Consider the following 25,823-nt stretch of genomic DNA (forward strand, 5'->3'; position numbering starts at 1 on the left):
GATGTCGCAGAAGCCCCAGCAGGCCGCACTGCCGAAGTGCCCGAGCTGCGCGGAGCCCGTGGAGTCGGGTGACCTGTTCTGCGGAGCGTGCGGATACGACCTTTCGGTGGTACCCGCCCCGCAGCAGGACCAGCAGGACCATCCGACGCTCACCATGACCGGCTCCGCCGCGTCCGGGGACGGCACGGCCGGCGCCCCGGTGTCCGGGCACGAGTCCGGCACCGGGCAGACCGGCGGTTCCGGGGTGCGGTTCGACCGGCCGGCCGAGCCCGACGAGTACCCGTTGCAGGCGCCCGACCCGCGGCTGGCCGCCGCCCCGGCCGCCTCGGCCGACCCGGCGCAGGTCTGCGTGGCCTGCCGGGCGGGCCGGGTGGACAGCGACGGCTACTGCGAGAACTGCGGGCACGCCCAGCCCCGCGAACGCGACCACGTGGAGCGGGAGTCGGGCCCGGTCGCCGCCGTCAGCGACCGCGGGCTGCGCCACCACCGCAACGAGGACGCCTTCGCCGTCGGCCACACCACGCTGCCCGACGGCACCCCGGCGGCGGTGGCGATCGTCTGCGACGGCGTCTCCTCCGCGACCCGCCCGGACGACGCCTCCCTGGCCGCCTCCCAGGCGGCCGGCGACACCCTGCTCGCCGCGCTGCCCCGCGGCACCCACCCGCAGCAGGCGATGCACGAGGCGATCGTCGCCGCCGCGCAGGCCGTCAACGCGCTCGCCGAGGAGCCCGCCACGGCCCGCGAGCACGCCCCGCACCAGAACGCCCCGGCGTGCACGATCGTCGGCGCGGTGGTCACCTCCGGGCTGCTGGTCGTCGGCTGGGTCGGCGACAGCCGGGCCTACTGGGTGCCCACCGACCGCGGCACACCGCCCGCCCGGCTGACCGAGGACGACTCCTGGGCGGCGCAGATGGTCGCCGCCGGCCTGATGAGCGAGGCCGAGGCGTACGCCGACGAGCGCGCCCACGCGATCACCGGATGGCTCGGCGCGGACGCCTACGAACTGGAGCCGCACACCGCCTCGTTCAAGCCGGACCGGCCGGGTGCGGTGGTGGTGTGCACCGACGGACTGTGGAACTACGCGGAGACGGCCGAGGAGATGTGCGAGGTCGTCCCGGCGGACGCGGCGACCCGCCCGCTGCACGGCGCCCGGGTGCTGGTCGGGCACGCCCTGGACGGCGGGGGCCACGACAACGTAACAGTGGCGGTCCTGCCGTTCCCGGCGCCGCCGCAGGGGGCAGGATCGGCCTGAGGGCCGTATCCGACGGGGGAACGGCACGGGGAAGCAGGGGGCGGACCGGAGGGGACCGGTCCGCTCACAGCCATCGCCCCGCGTGGGCGGGGTGTCGAGGGGGATGCGATCAATCATGGCCAATTTCGCGAAGTCGAACGTGCCGCAGTTCTCGGTGGACGTCTACCAGAACGAGTACCTGCCCGAGGGCGGCAGCGAGGTCAACGCCATCGTCACGGTGAGCGCGACCGGCGGCGGCACCATCGGCAGCACGGTCTCCGCACCCGTGTACGCGCCGGGGCAGCGGCCCTCCGCCGCGGTGGCGCTCATGGTCGACTGCTCGGGCTCCATGGACTATCCGCCGACCAAGATGCGCAACGCGCGGGACGCCACGGCCGCCGCGATCGACACCCTGCGCGACGGCACCCGCTTCGCGGTGATCGGCGGCACCCACGTGGCCACGGAGGTCTATCCGGGCGACGGACGGCTCGCGGTCGCCGACGCCACCACCCGGGAGCAGGCCAAGCAGGCGCTGCGCCGGCTGAGCGCGGGCGGCGGTACGGCCATCGGCACCTGGCTGCGGCTCGCCGACCGGCTGCTGTCCTCGGCGGACGTCACCATCCGGCACGGCATCCTGCTCACCGACGGCCGCAACGAACACGAGGCGCCGGAGGACCTGCGGGCCGCGCTGGACGCCTGCGCCGGGCGGTTCACCTGCGACGCCCGGGGCGTGGGCACCGACTGGGAAGTGAAAGAAGTCACAGGGATCGCCTCGGCACTGCTCGGCACCGCCGACATCGTCGCCGACCCGGCGGGCCTGGCCGCCGACTTCACGAAGATGATGGAGACGGCGATGGGCAAGGAGGTCGCCGACGTCGCCCTGCGGGTGTGGACGCCGGTCGGCACGGCCATCCGGTTCCTCAAGCAAGTCGCCCCCAGCATGGAGGACTTGACCGGCCGGCGCACCGAGGCCGGGCCGCGCGCCGGGGACTATCCGACCGGGTCCTGGGGCGACGAGTCCCGCGACTACCACCTGTGCGTGACGGTCCCGCCGGCCGGGCTCGGCCGGGAGATGCTCGCCGCGCGGGTGTCGCTGGTGATACCGCAACCGGACGGAGGGGCACAAAACCTCGGCGCGCAGGGGCTGGTACGGGCCGTGTGGACCGACGACATGACCGCATCCACCTCGATCAACCCCCAAGTCGCCCACTACACCGGGCAGGCCGAACTGGCGCAGGCCATCCAGAAGGGGCTCGACCTTCGCAAAGCGGGCGATTTCGATGGTGCAACGGCCAAACTGGGGCGGGCCGTTCAGCTCGCGAGCGCCTCGGGGAACGCCGATACTGCGAAACTGCTTGCGAAGGTGGTGGACGTGGTCGACGCCGCGACAGGTACTGTGCGGTTGAAGACGAGGGTCGCCGAGGCGGACGAGATGACTCTGGAGACCCGGTCCACCAAGACTGTCCGTGTGAAGAAGTGACCCTCCAAAGCGTAGGAGAAGGGGAAGCACCGACATGCCGACCTGCCCGAACGGACACCAGTCGGGTTCCGACGACTGGTGCGAGGTCTGCGGTCACCGCATGGCCGGTGCCGTACCTCCGCCCCCTCCGCCGCCGCCCCCGGCCGCCGGCGGCTACGGCTTCCCGCCACCCGCGGGTGCCGGTGGCCGGCCCGGTCCGGCCGCCGCGGACCCCGAGCCGGAGCTGTGCCCGCAGTGCCGTACGCCCCGTGAGGGCGGCGCGCCCTTCTGCGAGGAGTGCCGGTGGAACTTCCTGACCAACACCGCGACGTCCTACACCCCGGCCGCCCCGCGTCCGCCGCAGCCGCGGTTCCAGCCGCCGAGCGCGACGTACGGCGGCGGTGACGGGTACGAGTACCAGGGCTCGCGGCCCTCGCAGGTGAACCGGCCGGCCGAGCCGATCCCGTCCTTCGGCAGCGAGCCGTCGGGCCCGACGCCGTTCGGCGGCAACCGTGCCCCGTCCGGCCCGCCGACCTCCCCCGGCCCCTCGGGCCCGCCCCCGTTCGGCACCGGCAACCAGCGCCCGCCGGGCCCGCCGCCGGGCTTCGGCGGCGGCCCGAACACGGCACCGGGCCAGCGCCCCGGCCCCCAGGGCCCCGGCGCCCCATCGACTCCGCCCGGCTTCGGCGGCGGTCCCGGCCAGGGCCAGGGTCACCCCGGTCAAGGCCAGGGTCAGGGCCAAGGCCCGGGCTCCGGCGGACCGTCCGGCTTCGGCGGCGGTCCCGGTCAGGGCCAGGGTCACCCCGGTCAGGGCCAAGGCCCGGGCTCCGGCGGTCCCTCCGGGTTCGGCGGCGGTCCCGGGCAGGGTCCCGGCGCCGGTGGCCCCTCGGGGTTCGGCGGCGGTCCCGGTCAGGGGCCGGGAACCGGTGGCCCCTCCGGTCCGTCGGGGTTCGGCGGTGGCCAGGGTCAGGGACAAGGCCAGGGCCAGGGTCAGGGCCCCGGTCATGGCTTCGGTGGTCCGGGGCAGGGCCCCGGCGGCCCGTCCGCGCCGCCCCCGCCCTTCGGGCGTGAGCCCTCCCGTCCCGGTGGCCCCACGCCGCCCGGCCCCTCCGGCTTCGGCGGCGGTCCCGGCGGTGCTCCGCAGGGGTTCCAGCAGGCCGGAGCGTCGGCTCCGCCCGCGTTCCCGCGCGAGACCGGCCGCCCGGCGGCGGGCGACGACGACTGGGTGCTCTCCCCGCCGTCGTCCCCGGGCCCGGGCGGACCCGGCGGACCGGGCCAGGGCCCCGGCGGTCAGGGCGGCGGCTACGGCTACCCGCACCCCGGCGCCACCCAGGCCCCCGGCGGACCCGGCGGCTTCCCGCAGGCACCGCAGGCCTCCCAGCCGGCCACCTGGACGGCGACCATCGGCCCGGACCGCGAGTACTTCATGGCGATGATGCAGCGCTCCGGCCCCGAGGCCGCCGGCCTGAACCTGCCCGCGTACTCGCCCGAGCAGCAGCGCACGCTCTCCGGCAACCAGGTCACCATCGGCCGCCGCCGGCACTCCACCGGCGACACCCCCGACATCGACCTGTCGGTGCCGCCGGAGGACCCGGGCGTCTCGCACCAGCACGCGGTGCTGGTGCAGCAGCCGGACGGCAGCTGGGCGGTCGTCGACCAGAACTCGACGAACGGCACCACGGTCAACATGTCGGAGGAGCCGATCCAGCCGTTCGTGCCGGTCCCGCTCCAGGACGGCGACCGGGTGCACGTCGGCGCCTGGACGACGATCACCGTCCGCCGGGGCTGAGCGCGCTCAGGGCAGGGGCCAGGCGTACGGCCCCTCCGGGTCGTCCAGCCACGCCCAGGTGTGCTCGCCGGCGACCGTGACGCCGTAGCGTCCGCGGCCCGGCTCGCCCTCGCGTTCCCACAGGGCGTACGCCTCCCGCGGGTCGAGGGTGCCCCGGGCCAGCGCGAGCAGGAAGCGGAACGGTTCCTGCTCGCGGGCCCGGCCCGGCAGCCCGGCCAGGCAGACGCTCTCGGGCTCCGCCCCGCCCTCGCCGCGCAGCGGCACGAAGAAGGCGGCCCGGGGCAGGAAGCGGCCCTCGGCGTGCTCCGCGTCCCGCACGCTCAGGGCGAGCAGTCCGGTGGCGAGCGGGGTCAGGACGCGCGCGCCGGGCCGGCACTGGGCGAGCCAGGCGCGCGGCACCGTGGGCAGCTCGCAGGTGGCGATGATCCGGTCGAAGGGGGCGCGCTCGGGCGCTCCGCGCGCGCCGTCGCCGGTGACGACGACCGGGCGGAAGCCGGCCGCGGCGAGGTGCTGCCGGGCCGACTCGGTGATCTCCGGTTCCAGGTCGATGGTGGTGACGAGGTCGTCGGCGCCGAGCCGGTGGGCGAGCAGGGCCGCGTTGTAGCCGGTGCCGGCGCCCACCTCCAGGACCCGGTCGCCGTCCCGGACGCGCAGCGCGACCAGCATCCGGGCCATCAGGGAGGGCTGGCTGCTGGAGGAGAGGAGCCGGCCGTCGCGCAGCCGGGTGGCCAGCGGTTCGTCCGCGTAGGCGCCGCGCACCCAGCGTTCCCGGGCCTCCAGGTCGGGGTTCTCGCCCCAGCGCCGCTCGTAGCCGCGCGGCCCGGCGACGTAGTAGTACGGCACGAACAGGTGCCGGGGCACCGCCGCGAACGCCTCCCGCCACACCGGGTCCGCGTCCCAGGCCCCGTCGGCGTCGATCTCCCGTACCAGCGCGGCCCGTGCCGCGTCGGCGAGAACCTCGATCTCCGTGTCGTGGGCGCCCATGGGTCCACAGTAGGGGCGGGCGGTCCCCGGGAGGGGGCGGCCGGGGGGTGGTCCTAAGCCTTGAGTCCTGGGTCATCCCGTCTGAGACGATGGACGGGTGAATGAGATTCGGCGCGGCACGCTTCAGGAGCAGACCTTCTACGAGCAGGTCGGCGGGGAGGAGACCTTCCGCCGGCTCGTCCACCGTTTCTACCAGGGAGTCGCCGAGGACCCGCTCCTGCGGCCGATGTACCCGGAGGAGGACCTGGGCCCGGCCGAGGAGCGGCTGGCCCTGTTCCTGATGCAGTACTGGGGCGGGCCCACGACGTACAGCGAGAACCGCGGCCACCCGCGGCTGCGGATGCGGCACGCGCCGTTCACCGTGGACCGGGCGGCGCACGACGCCTGGCTGCGGCACATGCGGGTGGCGGTCGACGAACTGGGGCTGCCGGAGGAGCACGAGCGGACGCTGTGGAACTACCTGACGTACGCCGCCGCGTCGATGGTGAACACCCCGGACTGACGGTTCGTCGCTGAAGGCCGGATTCCGGTCACCGCGTGCCGCATTCCGGTCACAATCCGGTATAGAGCGGCCGACAACCGCTTACCCCACGTCCCGCGCTCTGCGAGCATCGCCCGCAGGTCTGGAAATCCGGACACACGGGGGCCGGGTGTGACGGGGTTCGTCTTCTCACGCGCGCGTGCGCACCGCCTGCTGCTGTGCGCCGCTCTGCTGACGGTGGTGCTGACCACCGCGGTGCTGGCGACGCTCACGGCGTACTCGGGGGCGATCGGCGACGCGGCGCTGCGCCATGTGCTGGGCGACTCCCGCAACGCCGCCGACACCGCGCTGATCGTCAAGGCGGACGTGCCGCCGGCCGGACGGTCCGCCGCCGACACCGCCGTACGCCGGGGCGCCCGCACCACGTTCGCCGGGTTACCGGTGACCGTACGGACCCTGCGCCGCTCGGGACCGTACGCGCTGCCCCGCTCGCTCCAGCCTGCCGCGAAGCGATCCGGCGACCCGGACCTGACCTACTTCGCGGCCCTGGACCGCACGCAGTCGCGGCTGGCCGCCGGCCGCCTCCCGCGCCGCGCGTCCGGCGAGGTCGAGGTGGCGCTCCCGCAGGCCGCCGCCCGGGCGCTGCGGCTGACGCCCGGTGACCGGCTCACCCTGGCGAACCGGCTGACCGGCCCCGCGGTCCGGGTCCGGGTGGTCGGCGTGTACCGCCCCGCCTCGGTGACGGCACCGTACTGGCGGCTGGACGACCTGCTGGGCCGCGGGGTGAAGGAGTCCGGCTTCACGACGTACGGCCCGCTGCTCGCCGACCCCGGTGTCCTCACCGGCGGCCGGGTCAGCGCCGGTGCCACGGGCTGGCTGGTCTCGGCCGACTTCGCCTCGATGACCACGGACCGGATCGGGGAGCTGCGCACGGCGGCCCGGAAGGGCAGCGCGGTCCTGCGCGAGCCGGCCACGCTGAGCGGTGCGACGGTCTCGCAGACCGCGCTGCCGGACGTCCTGGACGGGGTGGACCGTTCGCTGCTCGTGGCCCGCTCCACCCTGCTGATCATCGGGCTCCAGCTGGTGCTGCTCGCCGGCTACGCGCTGCTGCTGGTCGCCCGGCTGCTCAGCACCGAACGCGCCGACGAGACCCGGCTGCTGCGGGCCCGCGGCGCCTCCCGTACCGGGATCGCCGTCCTCTCCGCGGCCGAGGCGCTGCTGCTCGCGGTCCCCGCGGCGGTGTGCGCGCCGCTGCTCGCCGGCCCGCTCACCGCCCTGCTCGCCGGGCACGGCCCGCTGGCCCGGCTCGGGCTGCGCCTGGACCTCCCGCCCGCCGGCCGGCCCGCCGTCTGGCTGGTGGCGGCCGCGGTGGCCCTCGGCTGCGCGCTGGCGGTGACCGTACCGGCGGTGAGGGGCGCCGGGGCCGAGGTGCGCAAGCCCGGCGCCCGGCGCGCCTGGCCGCTGCCCCGAAAGCTACGCCGGAAGCCGGGCCGCACCGCCGTACCGGCCCCGCTGCGGGCCGGCGCCGACCTCGGGCTGCTGGCGATCGCCGGGGTGGCCTACTGGCAGCTGGGCCGGCAGGGCTCCGGAGGCGTGGCCGCCGACCGGTCGGGCACCCTCGGTGTCGATCCGCTGCTGGTGGCCGCGCCCGCGCTGGCCCTGCTCGCCGGAACCGTGCTCACCCTGCGGCTGCTGCCGCCCGTGGCCCGGTTCGCCGAGCGGTGGGCGGCCCGCGGTCGGGGGCTGCCGGTGGCGCTGGCCGGCTGGCAGTTCAGCCGGCGCACCGCGCGCGGCGCCGGCCCGGTGCTGCTGCTGGTCCTCGCCGTCGCCCTCGGCATCCTCGCGATCGGTCAGGCCGCCTCCTGGGACCGCTCGCAGGACGACCAGGCCGACTTCCGGGCCGGGGTGCCGGTGCGGGTCCTGGCCGCCGGGGAGGACGCGTTCGGCCGTACCGACCTGTACGCCGACCTGCCGGACGTGCGCGAGGCCGCCCCGGCCGTGCGCACCGCCCAGCCTCTGTCCGGCGACCGGACGGCCACCGTGCTGGCCCTCGACACCGCGCACGCGGCGGACGCCGTCCTCATGCGCCCCGACCTGGCCGACGAACCGGTACGGCCGCTGCTGGGCCGGCTCGCCCCGAAGGGCGCCCCGGCCGGGGCCCGGGTTCCCGCGGGCACCGCCCGGCTGAACCTGACGGCCCGCCTGCGCAGCTCCACCGGGCCGGGCACCACGACCGCGGTGACGGTGACGCTCGCGGACCGGTACGGGGTGCCGTACCAGCTGCCGCTCGGGCAGCTCCCCGCCGACGGGCGCCCGCACACCCTGAGCCTCGCCGTCGCCGCCTCCGGACCGGCGACCTTCACCGGACTGCGCCTGGACCTGACCCAGCCCGCCGAACGCGCCGAGCACCACCGCCTCGTCCTGGAGCGGCTGACCGCGGCCGGGGCGGACGGGACGGAGCACCGGCTCGTGCTGCCCGCCCGGTGGACCACCACCGCCGAGGCCGGCGGTGCCGCCGTGCCGAGCGCCGCGACCAGCCCCACCCGCCCCGAGGTCACCGGCACCCGCCCTCCGTCCTTCACCTACAGCACCGGCTACCTCCCGGACGCCGGCATCTGGACGGTCGCCTCCGTCACCCTCCGCCTCCAGGTCGCCCGGCCCGCGCCCGCCGAGGTGCCGGCCCTCGCGACCGACCGGTACCTGACCTCGGCGGGCGCCCGCGCCGGACAGCGGGTCGACCTCACGATCGGCGACCGGCGGGTGCCGGTGCGGATCGTCCGGGCGGTACGGGCGCTGCCCGCCACCGCCGACCCGGAGCACACCGGCGCCCGCGACGGCGGTGCCGTCCTGCTCGACCTGGGCGCCGTGAACCAGGTGCTCCAGGCCCGGTACGGGGAGAGCGCCACGCCCACCGAGTGGTGGCTGGGCACCGCGCCCCGCGCCGCCGCACGCGTGGCCTCGGCCGTACGGGCGTTGCCGGACGTCGGTCCCGGACAGGTCGTGGTGCGTGACGAGATCGCCGCCGAGCTGCGCGACGACCCGTTCGGCGCGGGTCCCGAGGCCGCGTTCACGGCGGCGGCCGTGGTCGCGGCGGCGCTCGCCGCGGTCGGCTTCGCCGTCGGTGCCGCCGGCGCGGGGCGGGCCCGCAGAGCCGAGTTCGCCGTGCTGCGCGCCCTCGGTGTGCCCCGCCGCCGGCTGGCCCGGACGGTCGCCGCCGAGCAGGCCGTCCTGGTGGGCCTGGCGCTCGCGGTGGGCCTCGGCCTGGGCACCGTACTGGCCCGTGCCGTCCTGCCGTTGATCGTCCTGACCGGGGAGGCGACCCGGCCGGTGCCCGATCTGCTGGTCCAGCTGCCGCCCGGACGTGTGGCGTTGCTGCTCACCGCCGTCGCCGTGGCCCCGCTGGCGATCGCGGCGGTGCCGGCCGTGCGCCGGACCGGCCCGGCGGCGGCACTGCGCGCACAGGGAGGCGAGTGAGATGAACGGCCGTCCGGCGCCGGCGGCGCACGTGGTCCCTCCGTGGGTGCGCACCCGGCTGCGGGCCGCGCCCGGCGCCGCCGTGGCGCTCGCGCTGCTCGTCGCGCTGACCGCGTGCCTGGCGGGCGCCTTCCCGCGCGCGGTGGACCGGTACGAGGACGCGGGCCTTCAGCGCGCGCTCCGGCAGGCCCGCCCCGAGCGCACCACCGTACGGGTGCAGGCACCCCAGCCCGACCTCGCCCTGCCGCCCGAACGGCGCGCCGCGGCCCTGCGCCCGGCCACGCTGCGACGGCAGTACGAGAAGGTGCTCGGCGCGGTCGGCAGCCCGCTGACCGTGGACCGCGCCCAGTCCGCGTACGGCGTCACCGGCACCGTCAACCCGGCGGTGCCGGACCCGTGGCTGCCCCGGCCGACCGGGCTGCCCGCCCATGTCTCGCTGACCGCGCGGAGCGGCCTGGCCGAGCACGCGCGCGTGCGCACCGGGCGGCTGCCGCGCGCCGCGCACCCGGTCGACGGCACGGCACCGGAGGTGGAGGCCGCCGTCACCGCCGCCACCGCGAAGAGCCTGCACATCGAGGTGGGTTCGGTCGTCCACGTGCCGGCACCCGGCCGCGCCCCGCTCGCCGTCCGCGTCACCGGCATCGTCGTCCCGCGTGACCCCGACGGCGCCTACTGGTCCACCGTCCCGCTGCTGCGCACCCCGACCCTGGTGACCCTGCCCGACCCCGGCCCGGACCCGGACAGGTACTGGCTCGGCGCGCTGCTGCTCGCCCCGGACGCGGCCCCCGCCCTGCTGGGCACCAGCACCGACCCGGCCCGCTACTGGCACCTCGCGCCCCGCCTGAGCGGCCTGCACGCCCACGACCTGGAGCGGCTCAAGCAGGCCGTCGCCTCCCTGGAGTCCGGGCCCGCCCTGCAGCGCGCCCGCGCCGCCACGGACTTCGCAGCCGTCACCGACACCGACCTGGACGACGCCCTCGCCTCCTTCTCCCGGCTGCGCTCCGGCATCGCCCCGCTGGTCGCCGTCGCCGCCGCGGGCACCGCGACAGTCGTCGCCGTCGTCCTGCTCATGACCGGCGGGCTGGCCGCCGACCGGCGCCGCACCGAACTCGCCCTGCTGCGCGCCCGCGGCGCCTGTCTGCCGGGCCTCGCCGGCCGGCTGCTCGCGGAGACCGCCGTGGTCGCCGTACCGGCGGGCGCGCTCGGCCTGGCCGTGGCCCTGCTCGCGGTCCCCGCGGGCCGGCTCGTCCCCGCGGTCGCCGCCGCCCTCGCCGTCACCCTCACCGCCTGCGCCGCCCTCCCGCTGCGCGCCGCCCTCGCCCACCGCACGGTCCGGCTGACCGCCCCGCGCGAGGACCTCGCCTCGGTACGGCCCTCCCGGCGCCGTACGGTCGCCGAGCTGACGCTGCTGGTGCTGGCCGCCGGGGCGGTCGCGGCCCTGCGCCGGCGCGGCACGACCGGCGACCAGCTGGTGGCCGTGGCCCCCGTCCTGGTGGGGGTCGTCGCCGCGCTGCTGCTGCTCCGCCTCCACCCGCTGCTGCTGCGCCGCCTGGCCGGCCCCGCCGGACGGCTCCGCGGCGCCGTCGGCCACCTCTCCCTGGCCCGCGCGGGCCGCACCCGGGCCTCCGCGGTGCTCCCGCTGCTCGCCCTGCTGACCGCGCTGACCACGGCGGCGTTCGGCGGCTCGGTGCTGGCGGGGGTGGCCGAGGCCCGGGACCGGGCGGCCCTGCTCACCGTCGGCGCGGACGCCCGCGCGGACGCGAGCACCCCGCTGCCCGCGGACACCCCCGGCCGGGTCCGGTCGGTGCCCGGGGTGCGCGCGGTGACCCCCGTCAGCATTGCCTACCAGGCCAAACCGCGGGACGGCCAGGACACGGTGCCGCTGGTGGGCGTGGACCCGCGCGGGTACGCGGAGCTGACGGCCCGCACCGGCCTGGGCGCCTTCCCGGCCGACCGCCTGACCGGCCGCTCCGGCACCCTCCCCGCCGTCGCCTCGCCCTCCGTCGCGTCCGCGTACGGCACCCGGCGGGCCTTCCTGGTCCGGCTGGAGGACGGCAGCGCGGTCACGGTACGCATCGTCCTCGTCCGGGACCGCACCCCGGCCGTCTCCGGCGCCGACTTCCTCCTCGTGGACCGCGCGGGCCTGCCCGCCCCGGCGGGCCGTCCCACCACCCTGCTGCTGACCGGCGACCGGGTGCACGCGGGCGCGCTGCGGGACGCCGTCGGCGGCGCGGCCGCCGTCCGGATCCGCGCCGAGGAACGCGCCCGGTACGCCGACTCGCCCCTCCAGTCCGGTGCCGAACACGTGTACACGGCGGCGGTCGCCACCGGGGCCGGCTTCGCCGTGCTGGCCCTGCTGCTGTCCCTGCTGCGGGCGGCCCCCGAACGGGCCGCGCTCCTGGCCCGCCTGCGCACGATGGGCCTCACCCGCGCCCAGTCCCGCCGCCTGCTGATCCTGGAGTCGCTGCCCCAGGCCGTCCTGGCAGCCGTGGGCGGCACCCTGACCGGCTGGTCCACGATCCGCCTCCTCTCCCCCGGCGTGGACCTGACCGCCATCGCCCTGCCCGCGGCCCAGCCCCCGTCCGCCGGCGCCGAACTCCGCCCCGACCCGTGGTCCCTCACCACACCGGCCCTCGCCGTACTGACGGTGACGGTGGGCGTGGCGGCCCTCCAGGCCTGGTGGACGGGAAGACGGGGCTCGGTGACGGAACTACGGGCGGGGGACGGCCGATGAACATCCCCGGCCGCGTGCCTCGCACGGCCGCCGGAGCCGCGGACGGTCGTGCCGCCGGGGCCGCCCGGCTGGGCGCCGGGGGCACCCCCTCCGGGCGAGGCGGGGGAGACGGGGGAGGCAGCGGACGCACCCCGCCGGCGCCGGCAGGCGACCCGACCCCCGCCCGGCCTCGGCACCGGGCATCCAGGCAGGAGACCCCATGACAACCGACCCCACTCTCACGGACCTCGCCAAACGGGTCACGGACGCCAGGGACACCCCCGGCTACGGCCACGACGCCCTCATCACCTGCGACCGCCTCGTCCGCATCTTCACCACGGACGGCACAGAGGTCCAGGCCCTCCAGGGCCTGGACCTCCTGGTCCGCGAGGGCGAACTCATGGCCCTCGTCGGCGCGTCCGGCAGCGGCAAGTCCACCCTGATGAACATCCTCGCCGGCCTCGACACCCCCACCGCCGGCGCCGCCCGCGTGGCCGGCCGCGACCTGCTCACGATGACCGCCACGGACCGCCTCGCCTACCGGCGCGAGGTCGTCGGCTTCGTCTGGCAGCAGACCGCCCGCAACCTGCTCCCCTACCTCACCGCGGCCCAGAACGTCGCCCTGCCCCTGCAGCTCTCCGGCACCCGCAGGGGCCGCCGCGCCCGGACCGAACGCGCCCTGGAACTCCTGGAGTTGCTCCAGGTGGCCGACTGCCGCGACCGCCGCCCGCAGCAGATGTCCGGCGGCCAGCAGCAGCGCGTCGCGATCGCCGTGGCCCTCGCCAACGACCCCGCGGTGCTGCTCGCCGACGAACCCACCGGCGAACTCGACTCGCACACGGCCGCCCGGATCTTCGAGGCGTTCCGCACGGCCAACGAGACCCTCGGCACCACGATCGTCATCGTCACCCACGACCAGGCCGTGGCGAGCGAGGTCCGCCGTACGGTGGCGATCCGCGACGGCCGCACCTCCACCGAGGTGCTGCGCCGCAGCGAGATCGACGCGGCGACCGGCCACGAGACGGTCGTGGCCCGCGAGTACGCCATGCTCGACCGCGCGGGCCGGCTCCAGCTGCCCGCCGACTACCTGCGCGCCCTGGACATGCGCGACCGGGTGGCCCTGGAACTGGAGTCCGACCACATCGGCGTCTGGCCCGACGACACGGGCGCCTGAGAGGAGCCGGTCCTTCGGCTCAGCGCACGCTCAGCCCGAAGGAGCCGAGCCCTGTCTGCCGTACCGCCACCGACCCGTACGGCGTGCGCAGCCGCAGCCACGCCCCCGAGGAGAACAGCCCGGTGTCGCCCGGCTGCGTCCCGGGCCGCAGGAAGCCCAGGGACTGGGCCGCGTGCACGGCCCGCACCGGCAGCCGGGTGCCTCTGATCTGCCGGGACCAGATGTCCCGCCCGATCCGGTCCAGCTCCGCGCGGGTACGGCCCTCGGGCGCCAGTTCCTCGGTGCGTGAGCGGAACTCGGCCACCGCGGCCGCGACCGTGGCGCGCAGCGCGTCCGGTGCGGGCAGCCCGGGCTCCGGCTGCCAGCCGGCACGCGGCGGCAGCAGCCCGGCCCACGGCGGTCCGGTGACCGCGCCCGGGACGACGGCGGTGGCCGCACGCTCGTCCACGGACTCCAGGAACTCACCGGCGGAGACGGTGACGTCGAGGGTGACGTCCAGCCCGTCCTCGTACGGCTTCGCCAGCCGCACCGCGCGGACGGCCAGCACCTCGAAGGACGGCGGCCGGCCGAAGACGGCGAGGGCGGTGCCGGCCGCCTGCAGCCGCACCGCGGCCCCACGGTCGTAGTGGAGCAGCCGGGAGAGGAAGGCGGCGAGGTCCGCCGCCTCCGTCTCGTCGGCCAGGTGCAGCACCGTCATGCCGCGACGGCCTCCTCGGCGGCCTCGTCCGTGTACTGCTGGAGGAACTCGCGCTCCTCCGCGGTGATCCGGCGCGGCCGCTGCGTCTCGAAGTCGAACGGCACGACCACCGTCGAGGCCCGTACGTAGACCAGGTCGTCGTCCTTCACCTCGTAGGCGATGGTGAAGGACGCGGCCTTGATCTCGGTGACCCACAGCTCGATGTCGACCGGGTGGTGCCGGTGGACGAGCTGCCGCTTGTAGTCGATCTCGTGGCGCGCCACCACGGACCCCTGCTTGAACTCCTTGTCCGGGCGGAACAGGAAGTTGATCCGGGCTTCCTCCAGGTAGCGGATGAAGACCGCGTTGTTGACATGACCGTACGCGTCCATGTCGGACCAGCGCAGGGGGCAGCGGTAGATGTGGCGCAAGACCGATCAGCCCCGGGTCAGCTTCTTGTAGGTGGCGCGGTGCGGACGCGCGGCGTCCGGGCCGAGCCGCTCGATCTTGTTCTTCTCGTACGACTCGAAGTTGCCCTCGAACCAGAACCACTTCGACTCACCCTCGTAGGCGAGGATGTGCGTCGCGACGCGGTCGAGGAACCACCGGTCGTGGGAGACGACGACGGCGCAGCCGGGGAAGTCCAGCAGCGCGTTCTCCAGGCTGGAGAGCGTCTCGACGTCGAGGTCGTTGGTGGGCTCGTCGAGGAGGAGCAGGTTGCCGCCCTGCTTCAGGGTCAGCGCCAGGTTGAGCCGGTTGCGCTCACCGCCGGAGAGGACACCGGCCGGCTTCTGCTGGTCCGGGCCCTTGAAGCCGAACGCGGACACGTACGCCCGGGACGGCATCTCGACCTGGCCGACGTTGATGTAGTCGAGCCCGTCGGACACGACCTCCCACAGCGTCTTCTTGGGGTCGATGTTCTCGCGGCTCTGGTCGACGTACGAGATCTTGACGGTCTCGCCGACCTTGATGTCGCCGGAGTCCGGGGTCTCCAGGCCCTGGATCATCTTGAACAGGGTCGTCTTACCGGCACCGTTCGGGCCGATGACACCCACGATGCCGTTGCGCGGCAGCGTGAACGACAGCCCGTCGACCAGCACCTTCTCACCGAAGGACTTGTGCAGGTCGTTGACCTCGACCACGACGTTGCCCAGGCGCGGGCCCGGCGGGATCTGGATCTCCTCGAAGTCCAGCTTCCGCATCTTGTCGGCCTCGGCGGCCATCTCCTCGTACCGCGCGAGACGGGCCTTGGACTTGGCCTGCCGCCCCTTGGCGTTGGAGCGGACCCACTCCAGCTCTTCCTTGAGCCGCTTCTGCCGCTTGGCGTCCTTCTGGCCCTCGACCTTCAGACGGGCGGCCTTGGTCTCCAGGTAGGTGGAGTAGTTGCCCTGGTACGGGTAGGCGCGGCCGCGGTCGAGTTCGAGGATCCACTCGGCGACGTTGTCCAGGAAGTACCGGTCGTGGGTGATCGCGACGACGGTGCCCGGGTACTTGGCCAGGTGCTGCTCCAGCCAGTTCACCGACTCGGCGTCGAGGTGGTTGGTGGGCTCGTCCAGGAGCAGCAGGTCGGGCTGCTCCAGCAGGAGCTTGCACAGCGCGACGCGGCGGCGCTCACCACCGGAGAGGTTGGTCACGGGCCAGTCGCCGGGCGGGCAGCCGAGGGCGTCCATGGCCTGCTCCAGCTGGGCGTCCAGGTCCCAGGCCTCGGCGTGGTCCAGCTCCTCCTGGAGCTTGCCCATCTCCTCCAGCAGCGCGTCCGAGTAGTCGGTGGCCATCAGCTCGGCGATCTCGTTGAACCGGTCGAGCTTGCCCTTGATCTCGGCGACACCCTCCTGGACGTTCTCCAGGACGGTCTTGTCCTCGGTCAGCGGCGGCTCCTGCAGCAGGATGCCGACGGTGTAGCCGGGCGACAGGAACGCGTCACCGTTGGACGGCTGCTCCAGCCCCGCCATGATCTTCAGCACGGTCGACTTACCGGCACCGTTCGGGCCGACGACACCGATCTTCGCCCCCGGCAGGAAGCTCAGGGTGACGTCGTCGAGGATCACCTTGTCGCCGTGCGCTTTGCGCGCCTTGCGCATGGTGTAAATGAACTCAGCCAAGAGAAACCGTCCGGCAGCTTGAATCTGGCAGTGGGCAGATACACCCCATCTTGCCTGACCGCCAGCCTTGGGTGTTAACCCGTCCGGCCGGGAGTCTGTGACCTGGCGCTTCGCCGCTGCCGACCGTGGCTCGTCCGTCGCTGTCGGTCGCCGGTGAGTGTCCTTGGGGAACCTCGGACGGCCCAGGGACGGCCCAGGGACGGTTCGAAGGGGGCACCACGGCGGGCTGGACGGGCACGTCCGGGCACGACACGAGGAACAGGGCGGGATGATGTCGCACGACGAGGCCGATACGTGGTTCGTATGGGGTGAGGGCACCGTGTTCCGCCGGCCTGGCGGCGACGGCATGCTGCTCAATGGACTTTCCCATGAGCGGTTGTTCGCCGCCATTGCCGCACTGGATCCCGACTGGACACCACCACCGCCCTGCGAACCCGACGTCGAGGTGGGGTGGGGGGACCCTGTGGTGGTGGACGGGCCATGGCTGATCTTCACCGGTGGCACCGAACGGGAGATCCGGGCGTTCGTGGACCGCTATGAGGACGTGCGCGGAATGCTGCGTGTATCCAGCGTGCCGTCATCCGGCTCCGCACATGATCGGCCGGATACCGGAAAGTCCCCCTTTGGGCGGTAATATTGGGCCTCCCCGTTCTGCAAGGAGGCTCCCTGCCTGACAGGGACGACGGCATGCAGACTTTTCTTCCCTATCCCGACTTCAGGTCCTCGGCCCTGGCCCTGGACCGTCGGAGACTGGGAAAACAGCGGGTCGAAGCATTGCAGGTCCTTCGGGGCCTTGTCGTACCGGGCTACGGATGGCGCCACCACCCGGCGGTGCGCATGTGGGCGGGATACGAGGAAGCGCTGGTCCGCTATGGCCTGGACGTGTGCAAGGTATGGCGTGAACACGGCCATCAGGACAGCTGTGCGGCCACACTGGTCGCCGATCTCCTCGACTTCCGTCCCGGTGCACCGGTCCGCCATCAAACACTTCTGGCGGCCGCCGGGGAACTGCCTCCTTGGCTGGGCGACGATGCGTTTCACCGCAGCCATCGGTCAGCGCTGGTCCGCAAGGACCCGGCCACCTACGCACCGCTCTTTCCCGATGTGCCGAACGATCTGCCGTACCTCTGGCCGACGTCGGACCGTTCGGGCGAGCCGCTTTCCGGGGCGTGAAAATGGGACTCCCGCCTGCTGTCCTGCGCGCGACCGGGCCGCCGCCGTGACCGGCGCGGCGTGGTGTCCCCTTCTCTTCCTCGACATCGACGGGCCGCTCATCCCTTTCGGGCCGTCGGCCGGTGCTCACCGCCGCGCGCCCGCCGGCCCTCGGGGGAATCCGCTGCTGGAGCGGCTCGACCCGCGGACCGGGCCGCGTCTGCTGGCCCTGGGCTGCCGGCTCGTGTGGGCCTCGACCTGGGGAGAGGAGGCGAACGAGACGGTCGCCCCACGCCTCGGGCTGCCGAGGCTGCCCGTGGTGGAGTGGCCGGACACCTGCGCCGACGACGGCCCGCGCGGCCTGCACTGGAAGACCCGCCCCCTTCTCGCGTGGGCCGGCCGCCGGCCGTTCGTCTGGGTGGACGACGAGATCGGCGCCATGGACCGTCTCTGGGTCGCCGCCCAGCATCCCGGGCCGTCGCTCCTGCACCGCGTCGACCCGGCCGAGGGCCTCACGGACGCCGACTTCGCCGCGCTCGCCGCCTGGCTCGGCACCGCCGCACCAACCCCGGCCGCAGGCGCCTGGCGGCCGCGGTCACCGGCGTCCGGAAGCTGCGGTCCCTCGGGCCCGGCCGGGCCGGAGCCGCCGGACCTCACCGGGTCACTCCCCGGTCGGGTTCTCCCTGCGGCGCAGCACGATCAGGACCGCGCCGCCGATCACGACCAGGCCGATGGCCACGCCCGCGATCAGCGGGGTGATCGCTGAGCCGCCCGTCGCGGCCAGGTCCGTGTCCGGGACGGTGCTGCCACCCACCGTGGCGGGGCTGGGCTCGCTGCGGAGCTGGGCCGTCTCCGTCGTGAGCGCACCCTGGGTCTTGCAGTCCAGGACGCCGGTGAAGCGGTGGCTGAAGCCGTGCGGGCCGGTGATCGTGAAGTCGTAGGCCTGGTCCTCCTGGAGCGGCACGGTCACCGTTCGGGACATGCCCGCGGGGATCGTGTGCTCGGCGCCCATCAGCGTGAAGGTGAACGGCGCGTCGCCCTTGTTGACCGCGGTGATGTCCACACCGCCCTTGGCGCAGTTCTCGCGGGCCGAGACCGCCGGTACGGCGCCCTCGGCCGCCCAGCCGGCCGTCGCCGTCGCGGAGACCGTGGACTCGCTGGAACCGGCCAGGATCTGGGTCTGGCTGCGGCTCTCCGAGGCGAAGGCCCGGCCCACCGGCACGGTGGTCGACGCCTGCACGGACAGCTGGGCCGATCCGTCCGCCGCGTCCTCGGGGACGTCGAGGAACAGCCGGCTGCCGTCCTTCGCCGAGGTGATCACCTTGCCGGTCCTGTCGATGATCCGCACCCCGCTGGTGGCGGCGTCCGCCGGCGGGCTCACCGTGACCGCGGCCGCGTTGGTGTGCACGGTCACCGGTCCGAGCAGGTCGCCCGGCCGCCCGGAGACGGCGGGCGGGTCCAGCCTGAGCGAGGCCTGCGGCTCGGCGACGCCCCGGGCACTCTTCTCCAGGTAGTCGGCGAGCTTCTCGGCCTGCGGGTCGGCGGCGTCGACCTTCGCGCCGTCGGAGTAGCGCCAGATGGCCACCTGGGTGCCGGCCGCCGCGTCCTGCTCGGTCAGCCCGCTCGCGCCCGCCCGCCGGGCGAGTGCGGCGAGGTCGTTGACCTGGGGGTAGGAGTTCTGCAGGATCCAGCGGATCCGGCCCGCGTCCTTGTTGGCGCCCAGCGAGGTGCCGCTCCAGGGCGTCTCCTGGTACCGGGCGTCCCGCTGGGTCGGGTTGTACAGGTCGACGCAGTACGTCTGCAGGGTGCCGCCGCCGTCCACGGACATCTCGAACAGGCCCGCGGACACCCGCTGGTCGGCGCCGTTCTCGTGGATCACCGCTTCGCCGTAGGTCTTCAGGCCGTTGAGCGTGGCCGCCGCCCCGCCCTGTGTCTGCGCTCTCTCGTCGGCAACGGCCGTCCCGGCGCCGGACAGCACGCCGGCCGCCACGAGTCCGGACACCGTGGTGACGGCGGCCAGGCGGGCCGTTCCGGTGGACCGGCAGAACCCAGAGAGCGCAGCAAGCACAGAATTCCCCTTCGAGCAGGACCCGTTGGACGTGGGGACGGTCCCACCAGCAGAATCGGCAGCCCCTAGGGGCACGCCCGGCATCCTATGGATCAGCCGGACCCTCTCCCGGCGGTCGGATCATCCGATGGCCGATCCGATCCGCAATCGTTATCGCCGGGACGGCTCTTGAGCTGGCCATATCGACAAATCCACCGGTTCGTACGGTGTGTTGCGCGGAGCGGCGGCGCGTGGCTGACGTCACGTCACCGCCATTTCCCCCCGCTCCTGTTGCGGGGTCAGGCCGTCCTGCGGGTCCGCCGGGCCGGGTGTCTTCCAGTTCGGTTCGGGCCGCACGGCGGTCGGCGGCGCCTCCGGTTTGACGGCGCGTTGGAAGGCCGCCGTACCGCGCGACAGGTCGTGCCCGATCGCGACGGCGTCGATGTCGGCGGAGACCCACTGCTGCTGCCCCTCCCGCACCTCCGTGCGCACCTTCAGCCGGCCCTGGACGACGACCGGCTGGCCCACCTCCACACATGCGGCCACATTGACCGCGAGCTGCCGGTTGGCCCACACGGTGAAGAAGTTGGTGTGCCCGTCCGTCCACGTGCTCTTCTCCCGGTCCCAGTAGCGCGCGGTCACCGCCAGCCGGAACCGTGCCGACGGCCCCGCCGCCGACTCGCGGTACACCGGCTGGGTCGCCACGTTGCCCACCACACAGACGATGGTCTCGTTCATGTCCTCGCTCCCCTCCCCCGCCCGGTGCTCTTCCGGCCGGGCGGACACGCGTACGGGCCCGTCCCGTACGGCTGCGTCTGCCGTGCCGGCGCGTACGACTGCCGTACGTGCCCGCACGTCCCCGCGACCGCCCGCTCCGCCCGCCGCGTCTGCGGCCGGACCCGTCGTGCGACCGCCGGGACCTCAGACTGCCTCCGCCGGGCCGAGCCCGCTGAGCGCTGTGGACCACCAGCCGCCTGTGGAAAACTCCGCCACCCGGGCGGGTGACGTCTCGCCTCCGCGGCCCCTCAGCCGTCCTCCGCCCCCTCCCCCCTCGGCGGCCCTGCTCAGCCCATCCCGGATCCCGCCCGCACGACCCTGCCGTACTGCTCCCGCACCTCCCGGTACCGCAGCAGCTCCGACGCCACCGGATCGAGCACTCGGGCCCGGCCGCAGCTCGCCGCCGCCTCCCGCAGCCGCCGTTCCGCCTCCTGGCCGTAGCGCCGTGCGGGCCCCCGGGCCGCCATCCGGCAGGCCCACTCCACCAGCGGGCCGCCGATGATCCCGCACACCATCAGCAGCACCGGAACCCCCAGGTTGGGTGCCATCACCCCGGCGATCTGCCCCGCCAGCCACGCACCGCCGGCGATCTGCAGCAGGGTCATCGCCGCCTGGATCAGTACGGCCACCGGCCACCAGCCCGGCCGCGGGGGGCGGCCCGGCGGCAGTCCGGCCCGTGCCGCCAGGTCGTCCAGTGCCTCGGACAGTCCCTGGGAGCCGCGTACGGCCGCCTCGCGCACCGCCTGGGCCCAGGGCGCGGGCAGCCCGGCCGAGGCCCGGTCGGACACCGTACGGACCGCCTGTTCGACGCTCTGGCGGGCCGTGGCCTCCTCGTCCGCCTGGGTGCGCACGGTGTGGCGGCCCGTCGTGGAATCGCCCCGGCCCTGGTACCAGCGCCACAGCCGCAGCCAGGGTGTGCCGCACGCCCGGTTGGCGTTGCGCAGCCAGGCGCGCTCGGCGGCCTCGCCCGCGGCGGTGGCACCCACCGCGTCCGCGAGCCGCGCGGCGAACTCCTCGCGCGCCTCCTCGCTCAGGCCGACCCGCCGGCCGGTGGCGTAGACGGGCCGCAGCTCGGCCGCGGCGGCGTCCACGTCGGCCGCCACCCGGCGGGCCGCGGCGCCGCGCTCCGCCACGAACTGGCCGAGCACCTCGCGCAGTTCGCCGACGCCGTCGCCGGTGAGCGCGGACAGCGCGAGCACGGTGGCGCCCGGTTCGCCGTGCTCGCCGAGCGCGATGCCGTCCTCGTCCAGCAGCCGGCGCAGATCGTCCAGGACCTGGTCGGCGGCGTCCCCGGGCAGCCGGTCCACCTGGTTGAGGACGATGAACATGATCTCCGCGTGGCCGGCCATCGGCCGCAGATAGCGCTCGTGCAGGACGGCGTCGGCGTACTTCTCGGGATCGACCACCCAGATGACCGCGTCGACCAGTTTCAGGATCCGGTCGACCTGTTCGCGGTGCTGTACGGCGGCGGAGTCGTGGTCGGGCAGGTCGACCAGGACCAGCCCGCGCAACGGCCCCTCGATGTCCGGGCTGTGCAGCGGGCGGCGGCGCAGCCGGCCCGGGATGCCCAGCCGGTCGATGAGGCCGGCCGCGCCGTCGCTCCAGCTGCACGCGATGGGCGCGGCCGTGGTGGGCCGTCGTACGCCGGTCTCCGAGATGGGCACGCCGGCGAGCGCGTTGAACAGCTGTGACTTGCCACTGCCGGTGGCGCCGGCGAGGGCGACGACGGTGTGCCGGCCGGAGAGCTTGCGGCGCGCCGCGGCCTCGTCCAGGACCCGGCCCGCCTCGGCGAGGGCGCGGTTGTCCAGGCGGGTGCGGGAGAGCCCGACGAGTTCGCGCAGGGCGTCCAGGCGGGAGCGCAGCGGGCCGTCGTACGCCAGCGGGGCCGGGCTCTGGCCGCCCGGTCCGCGGTGCGCCGGCTCCCCGGCGGAGGCGCGTTCGGCGGCGAGGGCGGCGGCGTTGGCCTCGGTGACGCGCCGGGCGATGAGCCCGTCGTCCCAGGCCTCCGAGGAGGAGTCGGACTCGGCGTCGGTCTTGGGCGGCGCGGCGTCGGCGGCGGGGCGGGGTTTCGACGGGTGGGCGTGCGGCCGGGGGACGGAGACACCGCCCTCCTCGGCACCGTTCCCGCGCGCGGGGCCTTCGTTGTCGCGCGCGGGGCCCTCGTTGTCGCCCTGCACGCGCGCGGGGCGCTCGTGGTCATCCTGCAGACGCGCCGGGTGTTCATTGCCGTCCTGCACGCGCGCGGGGCGAGCGTTCTCGTCCTGCACGCGCGCGTGGCCCTCGTGGTCGCTCTGCACGCGCGCGGGGCGCCCGCCGACGAGGTCCGTGCGGCTGCCGTCGCCGGCTTCGGTCCCGTCCGCCGCGCCGCGCTCGCTCTCCCGCTTCTCCTTGGCCTTGCCCGTGTCCTCGCCGTCGGAGCGACCGCCGCCGGCGGGACGATCACCGGAAGTCCCCTCGCTGCCGGGACCGTCCTCCTTCACGAAGCTCAGGCGGGCTTCCGCGAAGCCGCCCGCGCGCCCGGTGCCGTCCACGGCACCGGAACCGGTGTGACCGCCGTGATCGGTGTGCCTGGCGTGCCCGACGTGACCGCTGTGCTCCCTCCCCACGCCGCCGTCGCCGCCGTGGTCGCCGTGGTCGATGCGCCTCATGTGCTCGGTGTGTTCCGTGTGGTCGTGGTCAGTGACGGCGGTCACCGGTCACCTCTCCTTCTGCAGTACCGACAGCGCGGCGATGAGTTCGGCCTGGGGCTCGGGATGGACGTCCAGGGCGTCCAGCGGGGCGAGGCGCCGCTCGCGTTCGGCGTGCATGACACGATCGACGTGCTCGGCGAGCAGCCGTCCGGCCCGGTCGCGCAGCCGCAGCACGCCGTGGGCGCCGAGCCGTTCGGCGAGCCCCTCGCCCGCCGTACGGGCCCGGCGGCCGCCCAGTACGGCCGTGGCGACGAGGGCGGCGACCACCTCGGGGTCGGGCGCGCCGGTGCGCTCCAGGACCCGTACCTCGTCCTCCGCGTACTCCTCCAGCTCGCGCCGCCAGCGCCGGGCCGCGAGCCCGATACGGTGCTCGGCCCGCTCCAGGGAGGCCTCGCGGCCGGCGAGTTGCGGGGCGTCGGCGGCGGGCTCGCGCCGCCAGGCGTCGTCGACGCGCTCGTCGGCGGCGGTGACCGCGCACAGCAGGAGCGCGGCCAGGCTCTCCACGAGGGCGTCCAGGAGTTCCCCGGCGGTGCAGTCCAGGGGGAAGGCGCGCCAGCGCTTGAGGGCGTCCCCGGCGAGTACGGCGCCGGACTGGAGGCGGGCCCGCACGCGCGCGTGCTCCTTGTCGTAGGCGGCCTCCACGGCGGAGGTGAGCCGGAGGGCCGCCGCGTACTGGGCGGCGGCGGCGCTGGCCAGCTCGGGCATGCGCGCCTTGAGCGAGTCGAGGACGCCGTAGGCCGTACGGGCCATGACGTGCTGCCGGGCGGCGGGGTCCTGGGCGTGATGGACGAGCCAGCTCTTCAGGGGCGCGACGGCGGTGGCGGGCAGCAGGCCGGCGCCCCAAGCGGACTCGGGCAGCTCGGGCACGGTGAAGCGGGGTACGTCGCCGAGTCCGGCCTTGGTGAGCAGGGCGCCGTACTGCCGGGAGACCTCGGAGACGACCTGGTGGGGAACCCGGTCCAGGACGGTGACGAGGGTCGCGTCGTACTCCTTGGCGGTGCGCAGCAGGTGCCAGGGGACGGCGTCGGCGTAGCGGGCGGCCGTGGTGACCATGATCCAGATGTCGGCGGCGCAGATCAGTTCCGCGGCGAGGACGCGGTTGTCCGCGATCAGTGAGTCGATGTCGGGGGCGTCAAGGAGGGCGAGCCCGCGCGGGAGGGTGTCGGCGGTCTCGACGCGCACCACGCGCGCGGGGTTCTCGTCGGAGATCATGAACTCGTCGGCGGGGTCCTGGTGGGGCACCCACACGCGTGTGAGATGGGGGAGCACGCGCATGCCGCTGAACCAGTGATGATCCTCCGGATGGCAGACCAGCACCGGCGTCCGGGTGGTCGGCCGCAGCACACCGGCCTCGCTCACGCGCCGGCCGACGAGGGAGTTGACGAGCGTCGACTTGCCCGCGCCCGTGGAGCCGCCGACGACGGCCAGCAGCGGCGCCTCGGGGTCCCGTAGCCGCGGTACTAGGTAGTCGTCGAGCTGTGCGAGGAGTTCGTCGCGGTTGGCACGCGCGCGTGGCGCCCCCACGAGGGGCAGCGGAAAGCGTGCGGCGGCGACACGGTCGCGCAGAGCGGAGAGTGTGTCGAGCAGCTGAGGCCGTACGTCCAAGGTCACCACATGCGAAGAATGCCCAATTTTAGGGGAATTCTGAAGCATATAGACATGTCTGCGCGCCGACAGAACAGAACGGACGGAAGGGACGACCGGGACATGGGCACAGGCCAGGCATAACGAGTACACAACACCCGGTGCGTCGGACGCCAAAAGCGGTGCACGATTCGTACCTGCCTGCGATTATCAGGACCGCTTCACCGAACCTCCACATCGAGCCACGGAGGCGAAGCGACAGGGTCGAGGAACAGGGAGCTTTATCCTTGGTTCCGCCACCACGCCCCCGTAGCTCAGTGGATAGAGCAGGCGCCTTCTAAGCGCTTGGCCGCAGGTTCGAGTCCTGCCGGGGGCGCCACCTCCTACCAGCAAAAACGCCCCGGAGGGGATCTTTCCTCCAGGGCGTTTCGTGTCTCTGACGGCAAGGCTGACGGCAACGGCCCCGTCACTCGTCCAGCAGGCTGCCCAGCCGATCAAGGCTCGCTTCGCTCGCTGGTCCGGCGGCCAACGGCGCTCTTGGATCATCGTCAACCCGACCGCGGCACCCTCCGCCCAAGCGCACCAACGGCCGCTCCCGGCCCCACCCCACCGCCACCAACTTCCGGTGGGTCGGATCAAGACCCGAGGGCCGCGACGCCTCGCCTGTCTTCGCCACCGGCCGCACGTCGCCGCCCGTCCGTCGCCGCACGCAGCGGGCGCATTCCAACACGGGCACGGGGGCGAACGGTGACGGGCGCCGAACGTCCACGAACTCAAGTGCTGGTAGCTTCCGCCCGTGATCGTGTATCCGCTGTGGCATGTCGGCCACCAGAACGAAGCTGGCGACGACGGCTCGACAGTGCACGTCGACGAGAGCGGCGTCTTCTGCGACGAGTCGGACGGCGACGACGTAAAACTGCTCGGTATCTACTCAACCCTTGAACGGGTTGAAGAGCGCGTCCGTCAGGCTCGACTGCTACCGGGCTTCCGTGATGAACCCGAATGCTTCTACTTCGACGCCTGCGAGCTCGATGAGGACGATTGGACCGAGGGGTTCGTCCGAGTTCCGCCGGGCGAGTAGGCCCGTGGACAGGGTCTCGGTGGGATGCCGTTCCGTGGTCAGGTAAGCCCCAGGCCCCAGAGAAGCTGCCCGAGGACACTCAACGCCGACCGATGTGACAGACGCACCACCGCCGCCAGCAGTGAACCCCCGGTCGGAGCCGCAACCAGCCAGGAGCGCACATGGAAGACCTGACAGCATCGGTGGTGACCCGCGTGCTGAGAACTGTCGGCTCGGCGGCTTCCTTCGTCGTGGACATGCTCGGCGTCCGTGACTGGATCAAGAGCGTCAGGCGCGACAAGCGGGAGAAGGCTGGTCCTGTGACCACACCTCCTGACATCCAGAGCTGACATCAACGACGGCAGACGCGAGCGGATGCCGAAGGCTCCGGACGGATTGGACATGGCCACGACGCCATGGCAGTCCAGGG

Annotated in this window: 19 protein-coding genes, 1 tRNA gene and 1 pseudogene; 13 read left to right on the forward strand and 8 right to left on the reverse strand. The window is 74.4% G+C overall.

Annotated features, from left to right (window positions below):
- Position 1: 1 nt before the first annotated feature.
- From S1361_RS14750 to S1361_RS14760, 3 genes are all read left to right on the forward strand, one after another.
- Entirely contained in the window at positions 2-1,252 is a 1,251-nt protein-coding gene (locus S1361_RS14750) for a PP2C family protein-serine/threonine phosphatase (RefSeq protein ID WP_208032306.1), read from the forward strand.
- Positions 1,253-1,367: 115 nt separating this feature from the next.
- Positions 1,368-2,711, forward strand: a complete 1,344-nt coding sequence (locus tag S1361_RS14755; RefSeq protein ID WP_208032307.1) for a vWA domain-containing protein — start codon at positions 1,368-1,370, stop codon at positions 2,709-2,711.
- Between the two features lie 34 nt (positions 2,712-2,745).
- On the forward strand, positions 2,746-4,479 hold the full coding sequence (locus S1361_RS14760) for an FHA domain-containing protein (protein WP_208032308.1): 1,734 nt from the start codon (positions 2,746-2,748) through the stop codon (positions 4,477-4,479).
- Between the two features lie 6 nt (positions 4,480-4,485).
- Here the strand turns inward: S1361_RS14760 and S1361_RS14765 are convergent, their stop codons facing one another.
- Complete coding sequence (locus S1361_RS14765) at positions 4,486-5,463, reverse strand: methyltransferase domain-containing protein (RefSeq protein WP_208032309.1); 978 nt, start codon at positions 5,461-5,463, stop codon at positions 4,486-4,488.
- Positions 5,464-5,560: 97 nt separating this feature from the next.
- On the opposite strand from S1361_RS14765, the gene S1361_RS14770 reads away from it, so the two are divergent.
- From S1361_RS14770 to S1361_RS14785, 4 genes are all read left to right on the forward strand, one after another.
- Positions 5,561-5,965, forward strand: a complete 405-nt coding sequence (locus S1361_RS14770; protein ID WP_208032310.1) for a globin — start codon at positions 5,561-5,563, stop codon at positions 5,963-5,965.
- Positions 5,966-6,115: 150 nt separating this feature from the next.
- On the forward strand, positions 6,116-9,418 hold the full coding sequence (locus tag S1361_RS14775; RefSeq protein WP_208032311.1) for an ABC transporter permease: 3,303 nt from the start codon (positions 6,116-6,118) through the stop codon (positions 9,416-9,418).
- Between the two features lies 1 nt (position 9,419).
- Positions 9,420-12,152, forward strand: a complete 2,733-nt coding sequence (locus S1361_RS14780; protein WP_208032312.1) for an ABC transporter permease — start codon at positions 9,420-9,422, stop codon at positions 12,150-12,152.
- Positions 12,153-12,351: 199 nt separating this feature from the next.
- Positions 12,352-13,305 (forward strand): ABC transporter ATP-binding protein, encoded by a 954-nt coding sequence (locus S1361_RS14785; RefSeq protein ID WP_208032313.1) that lies wholly within the window; start codon positions 12,352-12,354, stop codon positions 13,303-13,305.
- 19 nt (positions 13,306-13,324) lie between these two features.
- Here the strand turns inward: S1361_RS14785 and S1361_RS14790 are convergent, their stop codons facing one another.
- From S1361_RS14790 to ettA, 3 genes are read right to left on the reverse strand one after another with little or no spacing between them, the layout of a single operon-like run.
- The gene (locus tag S1361_RS14790) at positions 13,325-14,002 is read right to left on the reverse strand and encodes a DUF8185 domain-containing protein (RefSeq protein WP_208032314.1); all 678 of its coding nucleotides are present in this window, start codon (positions 14,000-14,002) and stop codon (positions 13,325-13,327) included.
- Positions 13,999-14,412 (reverse strand): acyl-CoA thioesterase, encoded by a 414-nt coding sequence (locus S1361_RS14795; protein ID WP_208032315.1) that lies wholly within the window; start codon positions 14,410-14,412, stop codon positions 13,999-14,001. Before S1361_RS14795 ends, S1361_RS14790 begins: the two co-directional genes overlap by 4 nt.
- Before the next feature lie 6 nt (positions 14,413-14,418).
- On the reverse strand, positions 14,419-16,083 hold the full coding sequence (gene ettA / locus S1361_RS14800; RefSeq protein ID WP_208032316.1) for an energy-dependent translational throttle protein EttA: 1,665 nt from the start codon (positions 16,081-16,083) through the stop codon (positions 14,419-14,421).
- Between the two features lie 268 nt (positions 16,084-16,351).
- Here ettA and S1361_RS14805 point away from each other — a divergent pair, with 268 nt between their 5' ends.
- From S1361_RS14805 to S1361_RS39205, 3 genes and pseudogenes are all read left to right on the forward strand, one after another.
- Positions 16,352-16,717: a hypothetical protein gene (locus S1361_RS14805; protein WP_208032317.1), complete on the forward strand. Its 366-nt coding sequence runs from the start codon at positions 16,352-16,354 to the stop codon at positions 16,715-16,717.
- A gap of 53 nt (positions 16,718-16,770) precedes the next feature.
- On the forward strand, positions 16,771-17,256 hold the full coding sequence (locus S1361_RS14810; RefSeq protein WP_208032318.1) for an MSMEG_6728 family protein: 486 nt from the start codon (positions 16,771-16,773) through the stop codon (positions 17,254-17,256).
- Between the two features lie 46 nt (positions 17,257-17,302).
- A pseudogene (locus S1361_RS39205) lies at positions 17,303-17,800 on the forward strand (HAD domain-containing protein); the annotation flags it as partial.
- A 96-nt stretch (positions 17,801-17,896) separates the two neighbouring features.
- Here S1361_RS39205 and S1361_RS14820 read toward each other — a convergent pair.
- From S1361_RS14820 to S1361_RS14835, 4 genes are all read right to left on the reverse strand, one after another.
- The gene (locus S1361_RS14820; RefSeq protein WP_243769523.1) at positions 17,897-19,255 is read right to left on the reverse strand and encodes a TQXA domain-containing protein; all 1,359 of its coding nucleotides are present in this window, start codon (positions 19,253-19,255) and stop codon (positions 17,897-17,899) included.
- Positions 19,256-19,543: 288 nt separating this feature from the next.
- Positions 19,544-20,020, reverse strand: a complete 477-nt coding sequence (locus tag S1361_RS14825) for a single-stranded DNA-binding protein (protein WP_208032321.1) — start codon at positions 20,018-20,020, stop codon at positions 19,544-19,546.
- A gap of 326 nt (positions 20,021-20,346) precedes the next feature.
- Positions 20,347-22,752 (reverse strand): YfjP family GTPase, encoded by a 2,406-nt coding sequence (locus tag S1361_RS14830; protein WP_208032322.1) that lies wholly within the window; start codon positions 22,750-22,752, stop codon positions 20,347-20,349.
- 3 nt (positions 22,753-22,755) lie between these two features.
- On the reverse strand, positions 22,756-24,363 hold the full coding sequence (locus S1361_RS14835; RefSeq protein ID WP_208032323.1) for a dynamin family protein: 1,608 nt from the start codon (positions 24,361-24,363) through the stop codon (positions 22,756-22,758).
- 273 nt (positions 24,364-24,636) lie between these two features.
- On the opposite strand from S1361_RS14835, the gene S1361_RS14840 reads away from it, so the two are divergent.
- The 3 genes from S1361_RS14840 (at position 24,637) to S1361_RS14850 (ending at position 25,743) form a co-directional block, all read left to right on the forward strand.
- Positions 24,637-24,712: transfer RNA gene (locus tag S1361_RS14840), tRNA-Arg, on the forward strand.
- 417 nt (positions 24,713-25,129) lie between these two features.
- The gene (locus S1361_RS14845) at positions 25,130-25,414 is read left to right on the forward strand and encodes a DUF7336 domain-containing protein (RefSeq protein WP_208032324.1); all 285 of its coding nucleotides are present in this window, start codon (positions 25,130-25,132) and stop codon (positions 25,412-25,414) included.
- Between the two features lie 161 nt (positions 25,415-25,575).
- Positions 25,576-25,743, forward strand: coding sequence for a hypothetical protein (locus tag S1361_RS14850; RefSeq protein ID WP_208032325.1), 168 nt, complete (start codon positions 25,576-25,578; stop codon positions 25,741-25,743).
- Positions 25,744-25,823 lie beyond the last annotated feature (80 nt).

The sequence above is a fragment of the Streptomyces cyanogenus genome (assembly GCF_017526105.1).
GTDB lineage: Bacteria > Actinomycetota > Actinomycetes > Streptomycetales > Streptomycetaceae > Streptomyces > Streptomyces cyanogenus.

Coding starts and splice junctions, on each gene's coding strand:
- S1361_RS14750 (WP_208032306.1), top strand. CDS start 2: ATGTCGCAGAAGCCCCAGCAGGCCGCACTGCCGAAGTGCCCGAGCTGC.
- S1361_RS14755 (WP_208032307.1), top strand. CDS start 1,368: ATGGCCAATTTCGCGAAGTCGAACGTGCCGCAGTTCTCGGTGGACGTC.
- S1361_RS14760 (WP_208032308.1), top strand. CDS start 2,746: ATGCCGACCTGCCCGAACGGACACCAGTCGGGTTCCGACGACTGGTGC.
- S1361_RS14765 (WP_208032309.1), bottom strand. CDS start 5,463: ATGGGCGCCCACGACACGGAGATCGAGGTTCTCGCCGACGCGGCACGG.
- S1361_RS14780 (WP_208032312.1), top strand. CDS start 9,420: ATGAACGGCCGTCCGGCGCCGGCGGCGCACGTGGTCCCTCCGTGGGTG.
- S1361_RS14785 (WP_208032313.1), top strand. CDS start 12,352: ATGACAACCGACCCCACTCTCACGGACCTCGCCAAACGGGTCACGGAC.
- S1361_RS14790 (WP_208032314.1), bottom strand. CDS start 14,002: ATGACGGTGCTGCACCTGGCCGACGAGACGGAGGCGGCGGACCTCGCC.
- S1361_RS14805 (WP_208032317.1), top strand. CDS start 16,352: ATGATGTCGCACGACGAGGCCGATACGTGGTTCGTATGGGGTGAGGGC.
- S1361_RS14810 (WP_208032318.1), top strand. CDS start 16,771: ATGCAGACTTTTCTTCCCTATCCCGACTTCAGGTCCTCGGCCCTGGCC.
- S1361_RS14825 (WP_208032321.1), bottom strand. CDS start 20,020: ATGAACGAGACCATCGTCTGTGTGGTGGGCAACGTGGCGACCCAGCCG.
- S1361_RS14850 (WP_208032325.1), top strand. CDS start 25,576: ATGGAAGACCTGACAGCATCGGTGGTGACCCGCGTGCTGAGAACTGTC.